Consider the following 20,415-nt stretch of genomic DNA (forward strand, 5'->3'; position numbering starts at 1 on the left):
GGCCATATTTTTCATTATAAACATCGATGCTTTCATTATGCCATAGTTATGTAATGATTTCTGCTTTTTTTTCAGCCGTTTTTTCTGCAATAATTTCTTCTTCCGGCTTTTCAGAACAAAGTGCTTTCTTTTTCGGTTTTAGTTCGGCAAATGCTCGGTAAAACAAGAAAATAGACAACAGGATAAAAGAGATAGCTCCCAACTGCATATGGTACAGCCATACAGCAATGAAAGTACATGCGCCAAGCACTATGTAGTTTATGATTTGTTTCATCTTTTCACATCCCGTCTTTTATCCTTTTTCTATTGTATACTTCCCGGTAATTATTATAAAAGAAAAAACGTTCCGGCAAAGTAAAAGAATTGTAAACCGATGTGCCGCACCAATTATCCTTCTTTTTAAAATGCCCTTTATTTGACATTCTTAACCGTTTTTAAGAAAAAAAGGCCGCAAAAGAAATGCACCATTTCTTTTGCGGCTGCTTCTTGTTACATATTTCTTCTGTATTGCCCGCCCACTTCGTAAAGAGCGGTCGTGATTTGTCCAAGACTGGCTGCCTTCACGGTTTCCATCAGTTCGGCAAAAATATTGCCTCCGCTGACAGCCGCTTCTTTTAAACGGCTGAGCGCTTGTTCTGCTTCTCGTTCATTTTGTTGCTGGAAGCGGCGCAATTCGCTGATTTGATGTTCTTTTTCCTCTGTCGTTGCCCGGGCAAGTTCCATGCTGTCGATGTCTTCTTCAGATGGCGGATTCGGATTTAAGTACGTGTTGACACCGATGATCGGCAGCTCGCCAGTATGCTTCAGCATTTCATAATGCATCGATTCCTCCTGGATTTTCCCCCGCTGGTACTGGGTTTCCATCGCTCCAAGCACGCCCCCTCTGTCATTCAGGCGTTCAAACTCCTGAAGCACCGCTTCTTCTACGAGATCCGTTAGTTCTTCAATCACGAAGGAACCTTGCATCGGATTTTCATTTTTAGATAAGCCATGTTCTTTCGTAATGATGAGCTGAATAGCCATCGCCCGACGCACAGATTCTTCCGTCGGCGTCGTGATCGCTTCGTCATAAGCATTCGTGTGAAGAGAGTTGCAGTTATCCTGCAAAGCCATTAGCGCCTGCAATGTCGTCCGAATGTCATTAAAATCGATTTCCTGGGCATGCAGCGAGCGGCCTGAGGTCTGGACATGGTACTTCAACTTTTGCGACCTCTCATTCGCTCCGTATTTACCGCGCATTGCCGTTGCCCAAATTCTGCGGGCTACGCGGCCAATGACTGTATACTCGGGATCGAGGCCGTTAGAGAAAAAGAAAGATAAGTTTGGTGCAAAATCATCAATATGCATGCCGCGGCTTAAATAGTACTCAACATACGTGAACCCGTTCGCCAGCGTAAAAGCAAGCTGAGAAATCGGATTGGCGCCTGCTTCAGCGATGTGGTAGCCGGAAATCGAGACAGAATAGTAATTTCGCACGGAATGATCAATAAAATACTGTTGAATGTCGCCCATCATGCGGAGGGCAAATTCCGTAGAGAAAATACACGTATTTTGTCCCTGGTCTTCTTTTAAAATGTCGGCCTGCACCGTTCCACGGACTGTTTGCAGAGTTTGCGCTCGTACGTTCGTGAATTCTTCGGCCGTCAATGTACGGCCAAGTTCTTCTTCTTTTATCTTCACTTGCTGGTCAATCGCTGTATTCATAAACATCGCTAAAATAATCGGCGCCGGCCCGTTAATCGTCATTGAAACAGACGTGGACGGAAGGCACAAGTTGAAGCCGTCATACAATTTTTTCATATCTGCAAGTGTACAAACGCTGACGCCGCTCTCGCCGACTTTCCCGAAAATATCTGGACGATGGTCCGGGTCTTCTCCATACAGAGTCACCGAATCAAACGCAGTGCTTAATCGTTTCGCATCATCGTCTTTTGATAAGTAATGGAAGCGGCGGTTCGTTCTCTCCGGCGTGCCTTCCCCGGCAAATTGCCGTTTCGGGTCTTCCCCTTTTCGTTTGAACGGGAAAACCCCTGCTGTATATGGAAATGATCCCGGTACGTTTTCTTTGTACACCCAGCGGAGAATTTCTCCGTAATCCATAAACTTCGGCAGCACCACTTTCGGAATTTCGAGCCCTGACAAGCTGATCGTCGTCAGTTCAGTAACAATTTCTTTGCCGCGGACAGTTGTGACATATTCGGAGCCTGAATACTTTTCTTTCAGTTCATTCCAGCCAGCAAGCACTTTTTTAGACTCAGCCGTCAACTGACCTTCCACAGCTGCTTTGAATGTTTCAAGCGGGCGAATCACTTCGTCCCCGGCTTCATTAGCTTTTGCTTCCTCCAATGCGCCTTCCAGCTGGAACAAACGGCGGGCGATGCGCACTTGCTCTTCGGCTTGCTGATGGTAGCGGCGCACCGTTTCCGTAATTTCACGCAAATAGTAGCGGCGGTCATTCGGAATAATGACGTTTTGTTTTTCCACGTCGACTTCTTTGCTGAATGAAACTTTCCATTCTGTCCCTGCTTTTTCGTTGATCGTTTCTATAAGTGCGGCAAATAAAGCATTTGTGCCCTGATCGTTGAACTGGCTGGCAATCGTTCCATACACCGGCATATTGTCCAAAGGCTCATTAAACAAATTGCGGCTGCGCTGATATTGCTTTTGCACTTGGCGCTTCGCATCTTCGGATCCTTTTCTTTCAAATTTATTAATGACAATTAAATCGGCATAGTCAATCATGTCAATTTTTTCAAGTTGCGATGGCGCACCGAATTCACTCGTCATTACATACATGGACAGATCAGAAATTTCTGTAATTTCTGCGTCTCCCTGACCAATTCCGCTCGTCTCCACAACCACTAAATCATAACCTGCCGCTTTAGCCACGTTGATGGCATCTTTAATAGCCAGCGAAAGCTCGGAACGGGAATTACGCGTAGCGAGGCTCCGCATAAATACGCGGTCGGAAAAAATAGCATTCATCCGAATGCGGTCGCCAAGCAAAGCTCCGCCTGTTTTTTGCTTCGTCGGATCTACCGATAAAACAGCGATCTTTTTATCTGGCAGCTCATTGATGAATCGGCGGATCAACTCATCTGTTAAGGAACTTTTTCCCGCTCCTCCTGTACCGGTAATCCCAATGACTGGTGCTTGGCTGCCCATCGATTGAATTTGATCAAAAACGGCTTTCGCTTCTGCTTTTTTATCTTCGTCTGCATCAATTTGATTTTCAGCAAGTGAAATCAATTTTGATACAGCAGTGACGTCACCCGTTTGCAATTTAATGACTTCTTCTTCAACCGTGCCTGTAACTGTGGAAAAATCACATTCTTCCATCATTCGGTTAATCATGCCCTGCAAGCCATTGACCCTTCCGTCTTCCGGAGAAAAAATGCGGGCAATCCCATAATCATGCAGTTCTTTTATTTCCCGTGGAATAATAACTCCGCCCCCACCCCCGTATAAACGGATGTGGGAGCAGCCTTTTTCTTTTAACAAATCATACATGTACTTAAAGTATTCCACGTGGCCGCCCTGATAAGAAGAAATGGCAATCCCCTGTACATCTTCTTGAATGGCGGCGTTTACAACCTCTTCCACTGAGCGGTTATGGCCTAGGTGAATTACTTCTGCGCCGGTTGATTGTAAAATACGGCGCATAATATTAATGGACGCATCATGCCCATCAAAAAGACTGGAAGCTGTTACGAAACGAACATGGTTTTTCGGTTTATAAACCTCCACTGTCTGACCCATATGTTCTCCCCCTTATTGTTTCGCTTTATATCCATTAATCCCGGAAAAAAGTAAATCCGTCTGCAAATCAATATAGTCTTCAATCGTAAAGGACTTTTGCAGCGTCCAGCGGCGGAATCCCCACATCTGCCCCTGCACAAAAATGTTTTGAGCAAGCATATGAATCGTTCGTTCATCCATTTCAAGCTCTTGATTTTCCACGCAACGGCGGACGAGCGTTTCGAACATGCTAACCATGTCCATTTCTTTTTTCAGCACATACGGCAGCGCATCTTTCGAAAGCGATTTCGCTTCCTGATACATCACAAGCACTTCATCCTGCATATCATCTACTACTTTAAAATAATAGCCGACTCCAAGTTTCAAACTCTCCAGCGTCCCCGCTTCCAAATCAATTCGCTGCAAGCGGTCTTTTACTTGATCGTAGATGCTGTCACACACAAGGTAAAGAACATCCTCTTTTGTGCGAATATATTCGTAGAGCGTGCCGATGCTGAAGCCGGACGCTTTCGCAATCTCTCTCGTCGTTGTCCGGTGAAACCCCTTTTGCTTAAAAAGATTGACCGCCCCTTTAATCATTTCGGAACGTCTTTTTTGAATTAACTGTTCATCTTTTACAGATGCATGCACTGTTCTCTTGTTTGCATTCAATTTCATCGACCGCCTTTATAGGGACATTACGTTATTGTCTAGCTGCAGCGCCTAGCCGCTCGAGGTCAAATGGCTGTCAGCTGTGGTGGCTGAAGAACTGCCTCCTCGCTGTCAGACATTTGCTTGTCGCGGCTGGACAGGCGCTTCCGCTTTTCTTTATTGTCTGGCTCCGCCTCCTTGGGGCTCGAGGTCATATGCCAGTCTGACTGCATGGCTGAAATACGCCATTTCGCCAGCCTGTCATATGCTTGTCGCCCCAGGGCAGTCGGCTCCGCTTTTCTTTATTTCGTAACCATTCTTGAGATGACTAGTCTCTGTATTTCTTGTGTGCCTTCGTAGATTTGGGTGATTTTGGCGTCGCGCATGTAGCGCTCGACGGGATAGTCTTTTGTGTATCCGTAGCCGCCGAAGATTTGGACGGCTTCTGTTGTGACTTTCATGGCTGTGTCGCCGGCCATTAGTTTGGACATAGCGGATTCTTTTCCGTATGGCAAGTTGTTAGATTCGAGCCAGGCAGCCTGATACGTGAGCAGGCGGGAGGCTTCGATTGATGTTGCCATGTCGGCCAGTTTAAAGGAAATACCTTGGTTGGCTGCGATCGGCTTACCGAATTGTTTACGTTCTTTTGCGTATTCAATGGAAGCATCGAGTGCTCCTTGCGCAATGCCAACGGCTTGAGCAGCGATGCCATTGCGGCCGCCATCCAGTGTCATCATAGCCACCTTGAATCCATCGCCTTCTGAGCCGAGGACATTTTCTTTCGGCACGCGGCAGTCTTCAAAAATGATTTCTGTTGTTGGTGAAGAACGAATGCCGAGCTTTTGTTCTTTTTTGCCGACGGAAAAGCCCGGAAAGTCTTTTTCCACGATGAACGCTGTTGTGCCGCGCTGCTTGGATGTCGGGTCTGTTAAAGCAAACACGATATAAATATCAGCGATGCCGCCGTTCGTAATAAAAATTTTTGAGCCGTTTAAAATATATGCATCGCCATCTAAGCGGGCTGTCGTTTTCATGCCGCCTGCGTCTGAACCGGAACCCGGCTCTGTCAGGCCATACGCGCCTATTTTTTCCCCTTGCGCCATCGGTTTTAAATATTTTTGTTTTTGTTCTTCTGTACCAAATTTATAGACTGGCCAACCGGCGAGTGATGTGTGGGCAGAAAGCGTGACCCCTGTTGACGCGCAGACACGTGACAGTTCTTCTACAGCGATGCAGTAAGCTAAATAGTCGCTGCCGATGCCGCCGTATTCTTCGGGCCAAGGAATGCCCGTTAAGCCGAGTTCCGCCATTTTATGAAAAAGGTTCATATCAAAGCGTTCTTCTTCGTCGCGCTCTGCTGCTGTCGGCTCAACTTCCTTTTTAGCAAAGTCGCGTACCATCTTGCGAATCATTTCATGTTCTTCTGTTAGTTGGAAGTTCATTTTATTCCCCGCCTTTATTTGATTAAGTGCTTACCGATTACCATTTTTTGAATTTCACTCGTGCCTTCATAAATTTCTGTCACTTTTGCGTCTCTGAAAAACCGTTCTACTGCATAATCTTTCGTGTAACCGTAGCCTCCGTGCACCTGTACCGCTTCGATCGCTGCATCGACTGCTGTTTTTGATGCAAACAGCTTTGCCATGGACGCTTCTTTTCCGCAAGGAAGTCCTTTTGCGCGCAAACCCGCGGCTCTGTAAACTAGCAGTCTCGCTGCCTCTACACTTGTCGCCATATCTGCGAGCTTAAAAGCAAGTCCTTGCTGCGCGGCAATCGGCTTGCCGAACTGCTTGCGTTCTTTTGCGTATTCTATTGCTTCTTTTAAAGCTGCTTCGGCGATCCCCAACGCCTGGGCAGCAATGCCGATGCGGCCGACATCAAGATTGGCCATCGCAATTTTAAATCCTTCACCTTCATTGCCAAGCAGATTTTCTGCCGGCACTCTCATATCTTCAAATGTCAGCTGCACCGTGCGTGAGCCGTGAAGGCCCATTTTATGTTCGTCTTTGCCGACAATTAATCCCGGCGTGTCTTTTTCCACGATGAATGCAGATACACCTCTGCCTCCTGCTTCCGGGTTGGTCGAAGCAAAGACGATATATGTATCCGCTTCTCCCCCGTTCGTAATGAACACTTTTGATCCGTTAATAATATAGTGATCCCCTTGTTTGACCGCTTTGGCTTTTAAGCTTGCAGCGTCTGATCCGGCGCCCGGTTCAGTTAAGCAAAATGCCCCTAAATACTCCCCTGCCGCAAGTTTTGTTACGTATTTACGCTTTTGTTCTTCGGTGCCAAAATAAAGAATTGGATTCGTGCCGACAGATGTGTGAACTGATAAAATGACCCCGATCGTAGCACTAACTTTTGACAGTTCATTGATCGCAATGATATAAGAAACAAAGTCCATTTCACTGCCGCCGTATTCTTCCGGAATGGTAATCCCCATCAAGCCAAGCTCAGCCATTTTCCCAATCAGTTCACGTGGAAATTCCCCTTTTTCCATTCGTTCGACAAATGGAGCGATTTCGCTTTCCGCAAAATCTTTCACCATTTTACGCATCATCTGCTGCTCTTCCGAAAAACGCAATTCCATATTTTTTTCCTCCTGTTGTTCAAAATAAGCGCCTTATTCGTATGTGTAGAACCCGCGTCCCGACTTTTTGCCGAGCCAGCCGGCTTTTACATATTTGCGAAGCAACGGGCACGGACGATATTTATCATCACCAAAGCCGTCATGCAGTGTTTCCATAATGTACAGGCACGTGTCGAGTCCGATAAAATCAGCAAGTGTGAGCGGGCCCATCGGATGGTTCATACCGAGCTTCATCACTTCATCGATCGCTTCTTTCGTCGCTACCCCTTCATACAGCGTATAAATAGCTTCATTGATCATTGGCATTAAAATTCGGTTGGAAACAAAACCTGGAAAATCATTTACTTCGACCGGCACTTTTGCAAGTGTATTCGTCATGTCTTCAATTGTTTGGTAGACCTCATCCGCTGTCGCCAGCCCGCGGATAATTTCAACGAGCTTCATGACCGGCACCGGATTCATAAAATGCATGCCGATGACTTTTTCCGGCCGCTTCGTCGCTGCCGCAATTTCTGTAATCGGCAAGGAAGACGTATTCGTTGCAAGAATCGTGTGCTCCGGCGTAATTTCGTCCAATTGGGCAAAGATTTTGCGTTTAATATCCATACTTTCTACTGCCGCTTCAATGACGAGATCGACGTCATTTGCGTCTTGCAAGTCCGTCGACCGAGAAATCCGGCTGATCACTTCGTCTTTTTCCTGGCTTGTTATGCGTTCTTTTTGCACTTGGCGGAAAAGATTTTTCTCAATCACACCAAGACCGCGTCCTACTAATTCATCTTTTAAGTCGTTTAAAAGCACTTCATAGCCGGCTTGGGCACAAACTTGGGCAATTCCTGAACCCATCTGTCCGGCTCCAATGACCATCAGTTTTTTCACTGTCATCTTTTTCCCTCCCATACTCAAAGTGTTTTTCTACTATCCAGCTGCAGCGCCTTCCCCCCTTCCCCCTCGAGGTCAAATAACCCTCCTCCAATGAAGTCAAAGAACGACTTCTTTGGAGAAAGAACATTTGCTTGTCGGGGCAGAACAGGCGCTTCCGCTTTTCTTTTGTCCAGCTGCAGCGCCTTGCCCCTCGAGGTCAAATAACCTTTCTTCAATGAAGTCGAAGAGCGACTTCTTTGGAGAAAGAACATTTGCTTGTCGGGGCAGAACAGGCGCTTCCGCTTTTCTAGACTTCAATCATGATGGCGTCGCCTTGGCCGCTTCCGCTGCAGATGGCTGCGATGCCGATTCCGCCGCCTCTTCTTTTTAGTTCGTAAGCGAGTGTGAGGATGATTCTTGCGCCGCTTGCGCCAATTGGGTGACCGAGTGCGATGGCTCCGCCGTTAACATTGACTCTTTCGGGATCAAGGCCGGCAACTTTACCGCTGGCAAGTGCGACGGCAGCGAAGGCTTCGTTTACTTCAAATAAGTCAATGTCTTGCAGTGATTTGCCAGTTTTTTTCAACATTTCATTGATGACGAGTCCAGGAGTTTGCGGGAATTTCTTCGCTTCAACAGCTACTTCAGCATGCCCGATGACTGTTGCTAATGGTGTTTTTCCTTCTTTTGCAGCCCGCTCATCGCTCATTAACACGAGCGCGCCTGCTCCGTCGTTAATGCCCGGCGCATTGCCGGCTGTAATCGTCCCGTCTTTGCCAAATGCTGGACGCAGCTTCGCCAGTACGTCTTTTTTCGTATCCTTGCGTGGTGCTTCGTCCTGCTCTACTTTAATTGAATCGCCTTTTCGCTGCGGCACTTCCACTGCAACAATTTCTTCTGCCAGTCTGCCGGACTCAATGGCTGCTATTGCTTTCTCGTGGCTGCGTACAGCCCACTCATCCTGTTCTTCTCTCGATAAACCAAGTTCTTCAGCTGTATCGTTGCCGTAGCTCCCCATATGAACGCCGGTAAAGCTGCATGATAAGCCGTCATGAACCATTAAATCGACCATTGACGCGTCTCCCATGCGCATGCCCCAGCGGCCTTTCGGAAGAGCATATGGAACGTTGGACATCGATTCCATGCCGCCTGCTACAATTACCTCTTCATCACCAGCACGAATAATTTGATCGGCAAGTGTAACGCTTCGCAAGCCGGATGCGCATACTTTATTAATGGTTTCGGTTTTAACTTCCCACGGAATGCCTGCTTCTCTTGCCGCCTGTCTAGAAGGAATTTGTCCCTGCCCTGCCTGCAGGACATTTCCAAAAATAACTTCATCTACTTGTTCCGGGCTGACGCCTGAACGGTTCAAGGCTTCTTTGATCGCAATTCCTCCAAGCTGCGATGCTGATAAAACGCTTAACCCCCCACCGAATTTTCCAAAAGGTGTGCGGGCTCCATCAATAATTACTGTTTTTGCCATGATCAATTCCCCCTTCGTCTTTATTCATAAAGAAAACGTTTCCAAACTTACGACTGAACGCTCGCTCGAGGGACAGTCGCAAGGAAAGGGACCTAGGTCCCCTTATTAACTCTCATATTCTTTATTGTAAAATAAATGAATGAAAAATTAAATAATAATAAAGAAAATTCAAAATTAATTTACGGAACAAGAGACGGTTGCCCCTCTTTGCTCTATTTTTCTTTACTTTTGTTCTTTTTCTTCGGCGGAAGCCATTTCAGCAACGACTGCTTCCTGTTGCTCTTCGACTTGCCCGGTTTCCGGCGTGTCGTCTTCCGGAGGTTCAGATGCCTTTTGCGGACCGAAAATGGCTTTTTCGAGCAGTTCGGCCACATCGTATGTCGCCACTGTTTCTTCCACTTCTTTCGCTTTCGTCCCGTCAGACAGCATCGTCAGACAGTACGGACAGCCGGAGCTGATGACGGACGGACTGACCGCCAGCGCCTGCTCCGTGCGGGCGACGTTGACGCGGTGGCCGGTGTCTTCTTCCATCCACATTAAGCCTCCGCCGGCTCCACAGCACATGCCCGTTTCCCGGCGGCGTTCCATTTCAACGAGCTTGACGCCCGGGATAGATTTCAAGATTTCACGCGGTGGATCGTACACATCGTTATAACGGCCGAGATAGCACGAATCGTGGAACGTGATTGTTTCGTTCACAGGATATTGCGGTTTCAAGCGTCCCTCTTTCACGAGTTGGTCTAAAAGTTCCGTGTGGTGGTACACTTCTGCGGTGAAACCCATATCCGAATATTCATTTTTGAAAATATTGTACGCATGCGGGTCGATCGTGACGATTTTCTTCACGTCATTTTTCTCAAATTCCGCAATGTTCGCTGCCGCCAGCTCCTGAAATAAAAATTCGTTCCCGAGGCGGCGCGGCGTGTCTCCGGAGTTTTTCTCTTTGTTGCCGAGAATCGCAAATTTCACATCCGCTTCATTTAACAATTTCGCAAATGAAAGTGCAATTTTCTGGCTGCGGTTGTCAAACGCCCCCATGGAGCCGACCCACAGCAAATATTCGAACTCTTCGCCTGCTTTTTTCATTTCTTTCACGGTCGGCACGTGCACATCGTCACGCAGCTCGCGCCAGTTTTCTTTTTCTTTCCGGTTCAGCCCCCACGGATTTCCCTGGCGTTCAATGCTTTGCATCGCGCGCTGGGCTTCTGGATCCATTTTCCCTTCTGTTAACACGAGGTAACGGCGCAGGTCGATGATTTTATCGACGTGTTCGTTCATGACCGGGCACTGATCTTCACAGTTGCGGCACGTCGTACATGCCCAAATCTCTTCTTCGGTAATGACATCGCCAATCAAGCTCGGGCTATAAAGATCAGCAGCCACTTCTGCCCCTCCGCCTTGTGCAGCACTGGCTAGTGCGAGCTGATTTCCCTTCGTGTTCGAGAAAGCAAACGCAGGTACCCACGGCTGCTGAGAAGTGACCGCTGCTCCCGTATTCGTTAAATGGTCACGCAGCTTTACGATCAAGTCCATCGGCGACAGCATTTTGCCTGTGCCGGTTGCCGGACACATATTTGTACAGCGTCCGCACTCAACACACGCATAAAAATCGATCATCTGTAATTGGTTGAAGTCCTGAATCTTCCCGACGCCGAATGATTCCTGCGACTCATCTTCAAAGTCAATCGGTTTCAGTTTGCCTGGACGGTCCAAACGATGAAAATACGTATTCACTGGGCCAGCGATTAAGTGAGCATGCTTGGATTGCGGCACGTACACAAGGAACGCCAGTAACACGATTAAATGCACCCACCATGAAACGTAGAAAAAGGCAACCGCAGCATTCGTGCCAATCCATGAAAAAGCGACAGCAATCGCTGATGCGACCGGCTCAATGCCTGTCCAGTGGACTCCAGATCCTTCATGCCATACTAAGTCCATGCCGTTTCCAATTAAGACGGACAGCATGAGCAGGCCGATAAAAATAAGGACGAGCCCGTTTTTCCAGCCGCGCTTTAAGCGGACGAGCTTTTCTACATAGCGGCGGTGAAATGCCCAGACGACCGCCACTAGAATCATTAAAGTGACGAACTCCTGGAAAAATTTAAACCCTCCGTACAGCGGTCCAAGCGGCAAGTGGGCGCCCGGCACAATGCCTTTAATAATAAAATCAATCGCTCCGAGCTGTACGAGCAGAAATCCATAGAAAAACATGACATGAATAATTCCGCTCTTTTTGTCTTTCAGCAGCTTCTTCTGGCCGAAAGCGAATACCCAAACATTTCTTAACCGTTCTTTTACATCGTCATCAAACGATTCTTTTTTGCCTAACTTAATGTATTCGTAACGGGTTTTCAGTAAGTATGTGAACAAATAAACTCCATAAGCGATTACAATAATGGCGGCAATTAAGTTGACCCACAACAGTCCATTCATTCTCCCTCTTGCACTCCTTTCCAAGATGCGTGCATCTTTTCCCCTTCGTCAAAACAATAATACTATTCAGAATGTTTATATCTTTATTATATTATGAATGAGCATTCAGTCAACCGGTATTTTAAATATTTTTTAAATGTTTACCATGAAAGGCTTTTCTTCTTTTGGGGAAGCCTAGGAACAATACTGATTTTTTAAGGAGGAAAACGGTATATGTGGATTTTTTTCTGGCTTATTTTTTTTATTTTATGGCTTTCACTTGATATTTATTTTGGCCGGAAAAAAGCAAAGACACTGTCTTCCGAACGAATTTATCCAAAAAGGAAAGGCGAGATTGACTTTTTCTGCAGCGGTCCTGATTTCTTTAGGCAGCTGTTTTCAGATATAAAAGAAGCCCGCGAGCGCGTTTACTGCCTTTTTTATATTATTAAAGGCGATAAAGTTTGCCAGGATTTTTTTCATTTGCTTAAAGAGAAAGCGGAAAGCGGCATAGATGTTTATTTACTTATGGATTGGCAAGGCAGCCGGAAAGTAAATAAACAGCACGTTGATGACCTAAAACGAGCCGGTGTACGCGTCGATTTTTTCGGTAAACCGCGGCTGCCCTTTTTCTTTTTCTCTCTCCAGCAGCGCAACCATCGGAAGATCACGGCGATTGACGGAACGATCGGCTATCTCGGCGGCTTCAATGTTGGTCGTGAATATATAAATAAAAGCAAAAATCGGCTGCTTTCCCCTTGGCGGGATTACCATCTGCGCTTCTGCGGCGGGGCAGCGGCTGATTTAGAAGCGGAGTTTCTTGCTGACTGGAATCAGGAAGGGCGGCCGGTACTACAGCCTGCTGGAACTCAAACTGCTGCTAATAGGGAGGGTACAGAGCATGTCATTTACCCTTCCGGAAACGGGGAGCTTGAGAAGAAGCTCGTAGACATGATCAGCAAGGTTCGTTCGTCCATTTTTATCGGCACACCATATTTTATTCCGACAAAGCCCGTATTTGATCAGCTTTTAGATGCTTTAGCACGCGGCGTCAGAGTGACAGTCCTCCTGCCCAAACAAAAAGATCACCCACTCGTGCAGGAAGCTTCCTATCCTTTTTTACGCCGGCTGCTCCTTTTTCCAAACGCCCGCGTACAGTCATTTATGGAAGGGTTTTATCATGCAAAAATTGTGATTTTTGATGATGAAGTATGCGACATCGGCACGGCTAATTTTGATGCCAGAAGTCAGCTGCTCAATTTTGAATGCAATTGCTTTATCCACAGTCCCGCATTTATCGACCGAATTCGGCCGGTCCTCGAAAAAGACCTCTCCAACAGCAGGCCGGTTACGTTCGAAGACTTGCATCATCCGGCTTTTGTCGAAAAGGCAAAAGAAAAAACCGCTCATTTGCTGCGAGGGTTTTTGTAAAGGATAGGAAAGTATAAATTTTTCGAGTTAGATAACTGTTTAGCTCGGAACGCCACCGGCTCGAGGTCTTAAGCCAATCGCTTCGGAAGGCAAAGAACGCCTTCTGCCAGCCCTTGTCTTAAGCTTGTCGCCGATAAGCAGGCGCTCTGCGCTTTTCTTATAAAAAAGCTTGCGCCGAAACTTGATCGTTTCGGCGCAAGCTTTTCGTTTACATTTTTTCTGGTGCGGACACGCCGATCAGTTTCAAGGCGTTTTTAAGTGTGATTTGTACAGCTTTAATTAAAGATAAGCGTGCTTCTGATAAAGCTTGATTACTTGCATCAAGTACTTTTTCCGCGTTGTAGAAACTGTGAAAGGCAGCGGAAAGCTCTTGCGTGTAATTAGCGATGCGGTGCGGAATGCGCTTTTCAGCAGCTTCAGCTACGACTATCGGGAAGTCGCCGACTTTTTTCAGCAATTCGATTTCCTTCTCCGCTTCAAGCAGCAATAAATCAGCTTCGTTGTTGATCGTAATGCCTTGCTCTTCTCCTTGGCGCAAAATGCTGCTGATGCGGGCATGCGCGTATTGTGCATAATACACAGGATTTTCATTAGACTCAGAAACAGCAAGGTCAAGATCGAAGTCCATGTGCGTGTCTCCACTTCTCATCGCGAAGAAATAACGCACGGCATCGAGGCCCACTTCTTCAACGAGCTCACGCATTGTCACCGCTTTTCCGGTCCGTTTGCTCATTTTCATCTTCTCGCCATTTTTATACAAGTGGACAAGCTGAATCACTTCGACTTCGAGATTATTCGGGTTGTATCCAAGTGCTTCCACTGCTGCTTTCATTCGCGGAATGTAGCCGTGATGGTCAGCGCCCCAAATGTTGATGACTTTTTCATGGCCGCGTTCAAATTTATCTTTATGGTAAGCGAGGTCAGGTGTTAAATACGTATATGTGCCGTCATTTTTGATAAGCACACGGTCTTTGTCGTCCCCGAATGCTGTCGAGCGGAACCAAACGGCGCCGTCTTCTTCGTAAATATGGCCATTTTCACGCAAAGCAGCAAGTGCTTCATCAATTTTTCCATTTGTATAAAGAGACGTTTCTGAATACCAAACATCAAAGTGGACGCGGAAGTTTTCCAGGTCTTTCTTCAGCTTAGCCATTTCATACTTTAAGCCGTATTCTCTAAACGCCTCGTATCGTTCTTTTTCTGACATGTCAACAAATTTACGATCGAATTCGTCCGCTAATTTTTGCCCGATACCGATGATATCTTGGCCTTGATAGCCGTCTTCCGGCATTTCTTTGTCTTGACCGAGTGCCTGGAAATAGCGGGCTTCAACGGATAAGGCAAGGTTGTGAATTTGGTTACCGGCATCGTTAATGTAATACTCTCTCGTGACATCGTAGCCAGCTTTTTCGAGCACGTTGCACAGTGAATCGCCGACTGCAGCGCCGCGGGCATGTCCGAGGTGCAAATCACCTGTCGGGTTGGCGGAAACAAACTCGACTTGAACCTTTTCATTGTTGCCGGCATTAGTGTTTCCGTAATCTTCGCCTTCTTTTAGCACGACTGGAATTAAATCAGTTAAGTAGGCGTTATTCATATAAAAGTTAATAAATCCGGGACCGGCAATTTCGATTTTATCAATGGATGCCTTCGATGAGTCAAAATGAGCAATCATCTCCTCCGCAATCGCGCGAGGTGCTTTCTTCGCAATACGGGCCAGCTGCATCGCCATATTCGTTGAATAGTCCCCGTGTGCCTTCTCCTTCGGCGTCTCCAAAACCACAGCCGGAATCTCCTCCACCTGCGCCAGGCCAGCCTTCAAAACCGCCGCCTTCACCTCCGCCTTTAACTCCTCCTGTACCTTCTCTGCTATATTCATCTATTACTACCTCCTTATCATTCTTTAACGCTGTAAAGCAGCGGGGGTCTGTCCCCCATTACGTTAATGCTGTAAAGCAACGGGGAGCGACTCCTTTAAATACGTTTATATTGATTTGAATATGATCTCCAGTGTGTAATTGCCGACTGGTGCTCCCTGCATGAGCAGTTGATAGTCAAGCTGGAATGTTCCTTCGAGTGTTGATTCGTTGTATGTATGGTTGTAAAACAGCTTTTGTGTTTGTGTTGTCATGGCCAGTGTGCCGTGAGGACTTGTATATGAGCCATTCAGTTGTTCCTGCATGTGAAATGGGAGTCTCATATTCACTGCACCGCTGCGTAAAATAACGGCACCTTTTTCAGAAAACTTCACGATCGTTTGAACAGTGCCCTCTTCCTGGACTTCGTCATACTTAAGAAAGAATGAACTATTTTTTTCATAAAATTCACCGGACAGCATTAGTTCGAAATTTTCTTTTTCCCCTTCATGCTCAATGCTCGTCGTTAATTGAATACTGACAGGAATATGTGCTTGCGGATTTTGGGCCAAGCTGTTCACATCCTTTTAAATTTTCTTTCTTATAACTTATTAAGTATAAAAATGTTTGTTTAAAATTGCAATGGACATCCTTTAAATTTCAACCACATTCAGGGTTAAAGAGCAGGTACTTGTGGTACATCAATAGAAAAAGGGATTGGAGCTGTTAGGATGGAAAACACAAAAAGAACGTATTATGTAGATCCGGCTAGTAAGGAAATTTTACCAACGGCCGAAGGAGAAGGCAATTTTAGAATAGAAGCAACCGACCAGGAAGTAGCTTTTATAAGAAAAGTATTTAATGAGGAATATTCCGCTGAAATTGACACCTTTGTCCGCGCCCATGTTCCCTACCTCGACTATTCTTATAAAGAGAAAAACGATCATTACGACCGCGCGCTTATTGCGATTTATGGCTTAATTTATAAATTTGGCGATGAGGAAGCAAGGAGCCACATTGATGGAATGGGTATTTTAGATAAATACCGGCTGAATGAGAAAAAAGATTTTTAAAAAGAACATGCCCTCTTATAAGGGCCAGGCATCTCCTTTGAAGATGGAAGTGTCTGGCTTTTTAGTCTTGAGACGGTTGTTAGTTCTAAGGTGAATATGACACTTTAGTTAGTTTGCTTACGCAACGCTGCTCGTTGTTCATCATTTCAAACAGCTTGTTCACGATTTCCAAGCTTTATTCACTATCCCAACGACTTTGTTCACGAAAAACTCCCCCGGAAGCATCCAGGAGAGTTTTTCATTACTTTTTATTGACTAAACCCCAGCCAAGCAGCATTTCGCGAATGAGCTTGGAGGCTGTGTTTGCTGTTTGTTCAGATGAATCGTAGATTGGAGCGACTTCGACTAGGTCGCCGCCAACGACGTTAACTTCGGAACGGGCGATGGCGTGGATCGAAGCGAGCAGTTCTTTTGATGTGATGCCGCCGCAGTCGACCGTGCCTGTGCCGGGAGCGTGCGCCGGGTCAAGAACATCAATGTCGATTGTAACGTACACGGGACGGCCGGCGAGTGTCGGTAAAATTTCTTTTAATGGCTCCAGCACTTCGAACTTGGAAATGTGCATGCCGTTTTCTTTCGCCCACTGGAACTCTTCTTTCATGCCGGAACGGATACCAAATGAGTAAACATTCGACGGGCCGATCAGTTCGGCAATTTTGCGGATCGGCGTAGAGTGGGAAAGCGGTTCGCCTTCATACTCTGTGCGCAGATCAGTATGGGCATCCATATGAATGATCGCCAAATCGGGATGTTTTTTCGCGACTGCTTTCATTACGGGCCATGAGACGAGATGCTCACCGCCCATGCCGAGCGGGAATTTTCCATCCGCAAGCAAGCCGTCGATATAGTCTTCAATTAAATTAAGACTTTTCGCTGCGTTGCCGAACGGCAGCGGAATATCACCGGCATCAAAATAATTGATTTCTTCGAGTTCGCGGTCTAAATACGGGCTGTATTCTTCAAGACCGATCGACACTTCGCGAATGCGTCCGGGACCGAAACGGGAACCCGGCCGGTAGCTGACTGTCCAGTCCATCGGCATGCCGTACAGGACGACCTCGCTATTTTCATATTCCTGCTGGGCACCAATAAAGATATTGCCTGAATAAGCTTCATCAAAACGCATAACTTTCCCACCTCTTTGTCAAAATAACAAATTACTCTGTCATGTCTTTTACGAATTTAGGCAATACAAAGGCCGCTTTGTGCAGCTCTTTCGTATAGTATTTCGTGTCAATATCATGGAAGTGATCTTCGCTGACGTCAAGCGGATCGTATTTTTTCGAACCGATTGTGAACGTCCATAAGCCGCTCGGATACGTCGGAATGTTGGCCGTGTACAAACGTGTAATCGGGAAGATTTCTTTCACATCGCGCTGCACTTCACGAATTAAATCCGCTTTGAACCACGGGTTGTCCGTCTGCGCCACGAAAATGCCGTCGTCTTTCAGCGCTTTGGCGATGCCGGCATAAAAACCTTTCGTAAACAAGTTCGCGGCAGGGCCTACTGGCTCTGTCGAATCCACCATGATGACATCATACTCATTTTCACTATTAGCGATGTGCATAAAGCCGTCGTCCACTTGCACGTCGACGCGCTCATTGTCCAGATCGCCCGCAATTTCCGGCAAATATTTTTTTGAAAACTCGATCACTTTGCCGTCAATATCGACGAGTGTCGCTTTTTTCACTTCCGGATGCTTCAGCACTTCGCGAATAACCCCGCCGTCGCCGCCGCCGACAACAAGCACATTTTCCGGGTTTGGATGAGTGAATAACGGCACATGGGCGACCATTTCATGATAAACAAATTCATCTTTTTGCGATGTCATGACCATGCCGTCTAAAAACAGCATGTTGCCCCATTCTTCTGTTTCAGCCATTTCAAGATATTGAAAATCTGTTTGTTCTGTATGAAGCGTCCGTTTAATTTTCATCGTAATGCCAAAGTTATCTGTCTGCTTTTCTGTATACCAAAGTCCACCCATTTGTATCTCTTCCTTTCTTGTTAAGAGGCTGCATTCCATTTGCACTGAAAAAAGTATAGTAGAATCCTGCAAAAATTCAAGTTATTTTTTCCTGTTCTTGTCCCTTCACGTGAAAATTTTCTCTTCTTATGTTTAAAAACGAGGAAATTTTTTCATACTGATTGTAATTATTCTTTTTAAGGCAGGTAACCTTATATGACAGTCATTACCCTGTCAGGCTATCGTAAAACAGTTAAATGGATACGCGCAGGCTTGTTTCTTGGATTCTTTGGCTTAGCTGCCCTTATGCTGCTTTTGGGAGCTGGATTTTTGTACATGAAGCTATTAGGCGAGCCGGAAGTGGCCGTGCCGCAGTCTACCCTTTATTTTGCTGCCGACGGACAAGTGATCGGCGAAAGTCATACGGGTGAGAAAAGGTACTGGGTCAATCTTGATCAAGTATCTCCTTATTTACTTCAAGCCACTCTTGCTGTGGAGGATAAAAAATTTTTTAACCACCACGGTTTTGATTTTAAACGGATGGCTGGTGCCGCTGTCGCTGATATTAAAGCAATGGCGAAAGTGCAAGGGGCAAGCACGATCACCCAGCAATACGCCCGCAACCTTTATCTTTCCCACGATAAAACGTGGAAACGCAAATTATCTGAAGCAATGTACACCATACGGATCGAGATGAATTATTCCAAGGATCAAATTTTGGAAGGTTATTTAAATACGATTTATTATGGCCACGGTGCCTATGGCATTGAAGCAGCGAGCCAGTTTTATTTTGGGAAAAGCGCGGAACGGCTGACCCTGGCTGAAGCGAGCATGCTCGCCGGCATTCCGAAAGGACCGTCGATTTATTCACCGATCGCCTCGCTCGCTAACGCGAAAGAGCGGCAGCACATTATTTTGCGGGAAATGGAAAAAAGCGGAGTGATTACGGCGACGCAAAGCAAGCGGGCAAGTGCTGAAAAAGTCCGCATTACCGGCGAGCACTTGCATACAGATGTGAAAACCGCTCCTTACTTTCGCAGTGCGGTCCAGCAAGTACTCGCTGACAAGCTCGGCATCGACGAACAAACGATTGCGCTCGGCGGCTTGCGCGTTTACACAACGTTAAACAGGGAGCATCAGCAAATCGCTGAACAGACGATTAAAAAGGTGATCGCTGCAGATTCCGATATTCAGCCGGCTTTCGTTTCCATTTCACCTAAAACGCATTATGTGACCGCTCTCGTCGGCGGAAAAGACTTTTCAGACAGCTCCTATAATCGGGCGGTCCAGGCCATTCGCCAGCCGGGATCGACCTTTAAGCCGTTCTTATATTATGCGGCGCTTGAAAATGGCTATACACCGGCTACCCAGCTAAAAAGCGAAAAATCATCTTTCCTGTACGATAACGGCCGGAAAGTGTATAAACCAAGCAACTTCAATCACCGCTATGCGGACAAGGACGTGACGATGGAACAGGCGCTCGCTGTTTCTGACAACATTTACGCCGTTAAAACGCACTTATTTTTAAAGCCCGAAACGCTCGTTGAAACAGCAGAGCGTTTTGGCATTTCCACTCCATTAAAGCCGCTGCCTTCGCTCGCACTCGGCACATCAGGTGTCCGCGTGCTGGAGATGGTCAACGCCTATGCGACAATGGCCAACGGCGGAAAATATGAGGAACCTGTTTTCATTAAGCGGGTGGAAGATGCAAGCGGAAAAGTGATTTATGAACATAAATCCGAAAGCGAACAGCGCCTTGATAAAAAACAAACCGCTGTACTCACTCATATGATGACAGGTATGTTCGATAAAAACTTAAGCAGTTATGCGAATGTCACAGGCGCCTCACTCGCTCCGAAAATGACGCGGCCTTACGCCGGCAAATCCGGTTCCACCGCTTACGACTATTGGATGATCGGCTTTACTCCCCAGCTTGCTGCCGGAGTATGGACGGGATATGATAACGGGAAGGAAGTTACGAAGTCAGATGATAAAAGGTATCCGAAAAAGATTTGGCTTAATTTTATGGAAGACGCGCATAATGGCAAACCGGTGAAAAATTTTCCGAAGCCGAAAGGTGTCACCGCCGTTGACATCAATCCTGAAAACGGAAAAATAGCGAGCAGCCATTGTCCGGTGACAAGAAAGATGTACTTTGTGAAAGGAACGGAGCCGGAGGAATATTGTACCGACCATTTACCGAAAAAGAAAAAATCGAACGATAAGAAAAAAGAGGAGAGCTGGCTTGAACGGCTATTCCCTCTTTTTTAGACAAGAAAAGTGCAAGGAAAAACCCCCGGGTGTGCGGCCCAGGGGTTTTTCTTGTCCTAGCTTATGCAGT

At 46.5% G+C, this 20,415-nt stretch carries 16 protein-coding genes; 3 read left to right on the top strand and 13 right to left on the bottom strand.

From position 1 onward, the window contains the following. Positions 1-46: 46 nt before the first annotated feature. The 9 genes from F9802_RS07005 to F9802_RS07045 form a co-directional block, all read right to left on the bottom strand. Positions 47-274: a hypothetical protein gene (locus F9802_RS07005; protein ID WP_152150455.1), complete on the bottom strand. Its 228-nt coding sequence runs from the start codon at positions 272-274 to the stop codon at positions 47-49. Positions 275-489: 215 nt separating this feature from the next. Continuing rightward, the gene (icmF, locus tag F9802_RS07010) at positions 490-3,759 is read right to left on the bottom strand and encodes a fused isobutyryl-CoA mutase/GTPase IcmF (protein ID WP_152150456.1); all 3,270 of its coding nucleotides are present in this window, start codon (positions 3,757-3,759) and stop codon (positions 490-492) included. Between the two features lie 12 nt (positions 3,760-3,771). Continuing rightward, the gene (locus F9802_RS07015) at positions 3,772-4,410 is read right to left on the bottom strand and encodes a TetR/AcrR family transcriptional regulator (protein ID WP_225435217.1); all 639 of its coding nucleotides are present in this window, start codon (positions 4,408-4,410) and stop codon (positions 3,772-3,774) included. A 281-nt stretch (positions 4,411-4,691) separates the two neighbouring features. Next, positions 4,692-5,831 carry an acyl-CoA dehydrogenase gene (locus F9802_RS07020; RefSeq protein ID WP_152150458.1) on the bottom strand — a complete coding sequence of 380 codons (1,140 nt, stop codon included), beginning with the start codon at positions 5,829-5,831 and terminating at the stop codon, positions 4,692-4,694. A 14-nt stretch (positions 5,832-5,845) separates the two neighbouring features. Then, positions 5,846-6,982 carry an acyl-CoA dehydrogenase gene (locus F9802_RS07025; protein WP_152150459.1) on the bottom strand — a complete coding sequence of 379 codons (1,137 nt, stop codon included), beginning with the start codon at positions 6,980-6,982 and terminating at the stop codon, positions 5,846-5,848. Between the two features lie 33 nt (positions 6,983-7,015). Further along, on the bottom strand, positions 7,016-7,867 hold the full coding sequence (locus tag F9802_RS07030; RefSeq protein ID WP_152150460.1) for a 3-hydroxybutyryl-CoA dehydrogenase: 852 nt from the start codon (positions 7,865-7,867) through the stop codon (positions 7,016-7,018). Between the two features lie 96 nt (positions 7,868-7,963). Then, positions 7,964-8,164: a hypothetical protein gene (locus F9802_RS07035; protein WP_152150461.1), complete on the bottom strand. Its 201-nt coding sequence runs from the start codon at positions 8,162-8,164 to the stop codon at positions 7,964-7,966. Beyond that, positions 8,154-9,332 (bottom strand): acetyl-CoA C-acetyltransferase, encoded by a 1,179-nt coding sequence (locus F9802_RS07040; RefSeq protein WP_152150462.1) that lies wholly within the window; start codon positions 9,330-9,332, stop codon positions 8,154-8,156. The genes F9802_RS07035 and F9802_RS07040 overlap by 11 nt, the downstream gene beginning before the upstream one ends. A gap of 222 nt (positions 9,333-9,554) precedes the next feature. Then, entirely contained in the window at positions 9,555-11,768 is a 2,214-nt protein-coding gene (locus F9802_RS07045; protein ID WP_152150463.1) for a heterodisulfide reductase-related iron-sulfur binding cluster, read from the bottom strand. 213 nt (positions 11,769-11,981) lie between these two features. Between F9802_RS07045 and F9802_RS07050 the strand changes: the two genes are divergently transcribed. Next, positions 11,982-13,178, top strand: coding sequence for a phospholipase D-like domain-containing protein (locus F9802_RS07050; protein ID WP_152150464.1), 1,197 nt, complete (start codon positions 11,982-11,984; stop codon positions 13,176-13,178). 208 nt (positions 13,179-13,386) lie between these two features. Here the strand turns inward: F9802_RS07050 and argS are convergent, their stop codons facing one another. Beyond that, on the bottom strand, positions 13,387-15,057 hold the full coding sequence (gene argS / locus F9802_RS07055; protein ID WP_152150465.1) for an arginine--tRNA ligase: 1,671 nt from the start codon (positions 15,055-15,057) through the stop codon (positions 13,387-13,389). A 105-nt stretch (positions 15,058-15,162) separates the two neighbouring features. Continuing rightward, a complete protein-coding gene (locus F9802_RS07060) occupies positions 15,163-15,615 on the bottom strand; it encodes a DUF1934 domain-containing protein (RefSeq protein WP_152150466.1) in 453 nt (150 codons plus the stop codon). Between the two features lie 150 nt (positions 15,616-15,765). Between F9802_RS07060 and F9802_RS07065 the strand changes: the two genes are divergently transcribed. Next, the gene (locus tag F9802_RS07065) at positions 15,766-16,107 is read left to right on the top strand and encodes a hydrolase (protein WP_152150467.1); all 342 of its coding nucleotides are present in this window, start codon (positions 15,766-15,768) and stop codon (positions 16,105-16,107) included. 241 nt (positions 16,108-16,348) lie between these two features. Here the strand turns inward: F9802_RS07065 and speB are convergent, their stop codons facing one another. Beyond that, complete coding sequence (gene speB, locus F9802_RS07070; RefSeq protein WP_152150468.1) at positions 16,349-17,233, bottom strand: agmatinase; 885 nt, start codon at positions 17,231-17,233, stop codon at positions 16,349-16,351. Positions 17,234-17,264: 31 nt separating this feature from the next. Continuing rightward, the gene (speE, locus tag F9802_RS07075) at positions 17,265-18,095 is read right to left on the bottom strand and encodes a spermidine synthase (RefSeq protein ID WP_152150469.1); all 831 of its coding nucleotides are present in this window, start codon (positions 18,093-18,095) and stop codon (positions 17,265-17,267) included. 195 nt (positions 18,096-18,290) lie between these two features. Here speE and F9802_RS07080 point away from each other — a divergent pair, with 195 nt between their 5' ends. After that, positions 18,291-20,345, top strand: coding sequence for a transglycosylase domain-containing protein (locus F9802_RS07080; RefSeq protein ID WP_152150470.1), 2,055 nt, complete (start codon positions 18,291-18,293; stop codon positions 20,343-20,345). The last annotated feature ends 70 nt before the right edge of the window (positions 20,346-20,415 follow it).

The organism is Bacillus aerolatus, from assembly GCF_009183655.1.
GTDB classification, from domain to species: Bacteria; Bacillota; Bacilli; order Bacillales; family Domibacillaceae; genus Pseudobacillus; species Pseudobacillus aerolatus.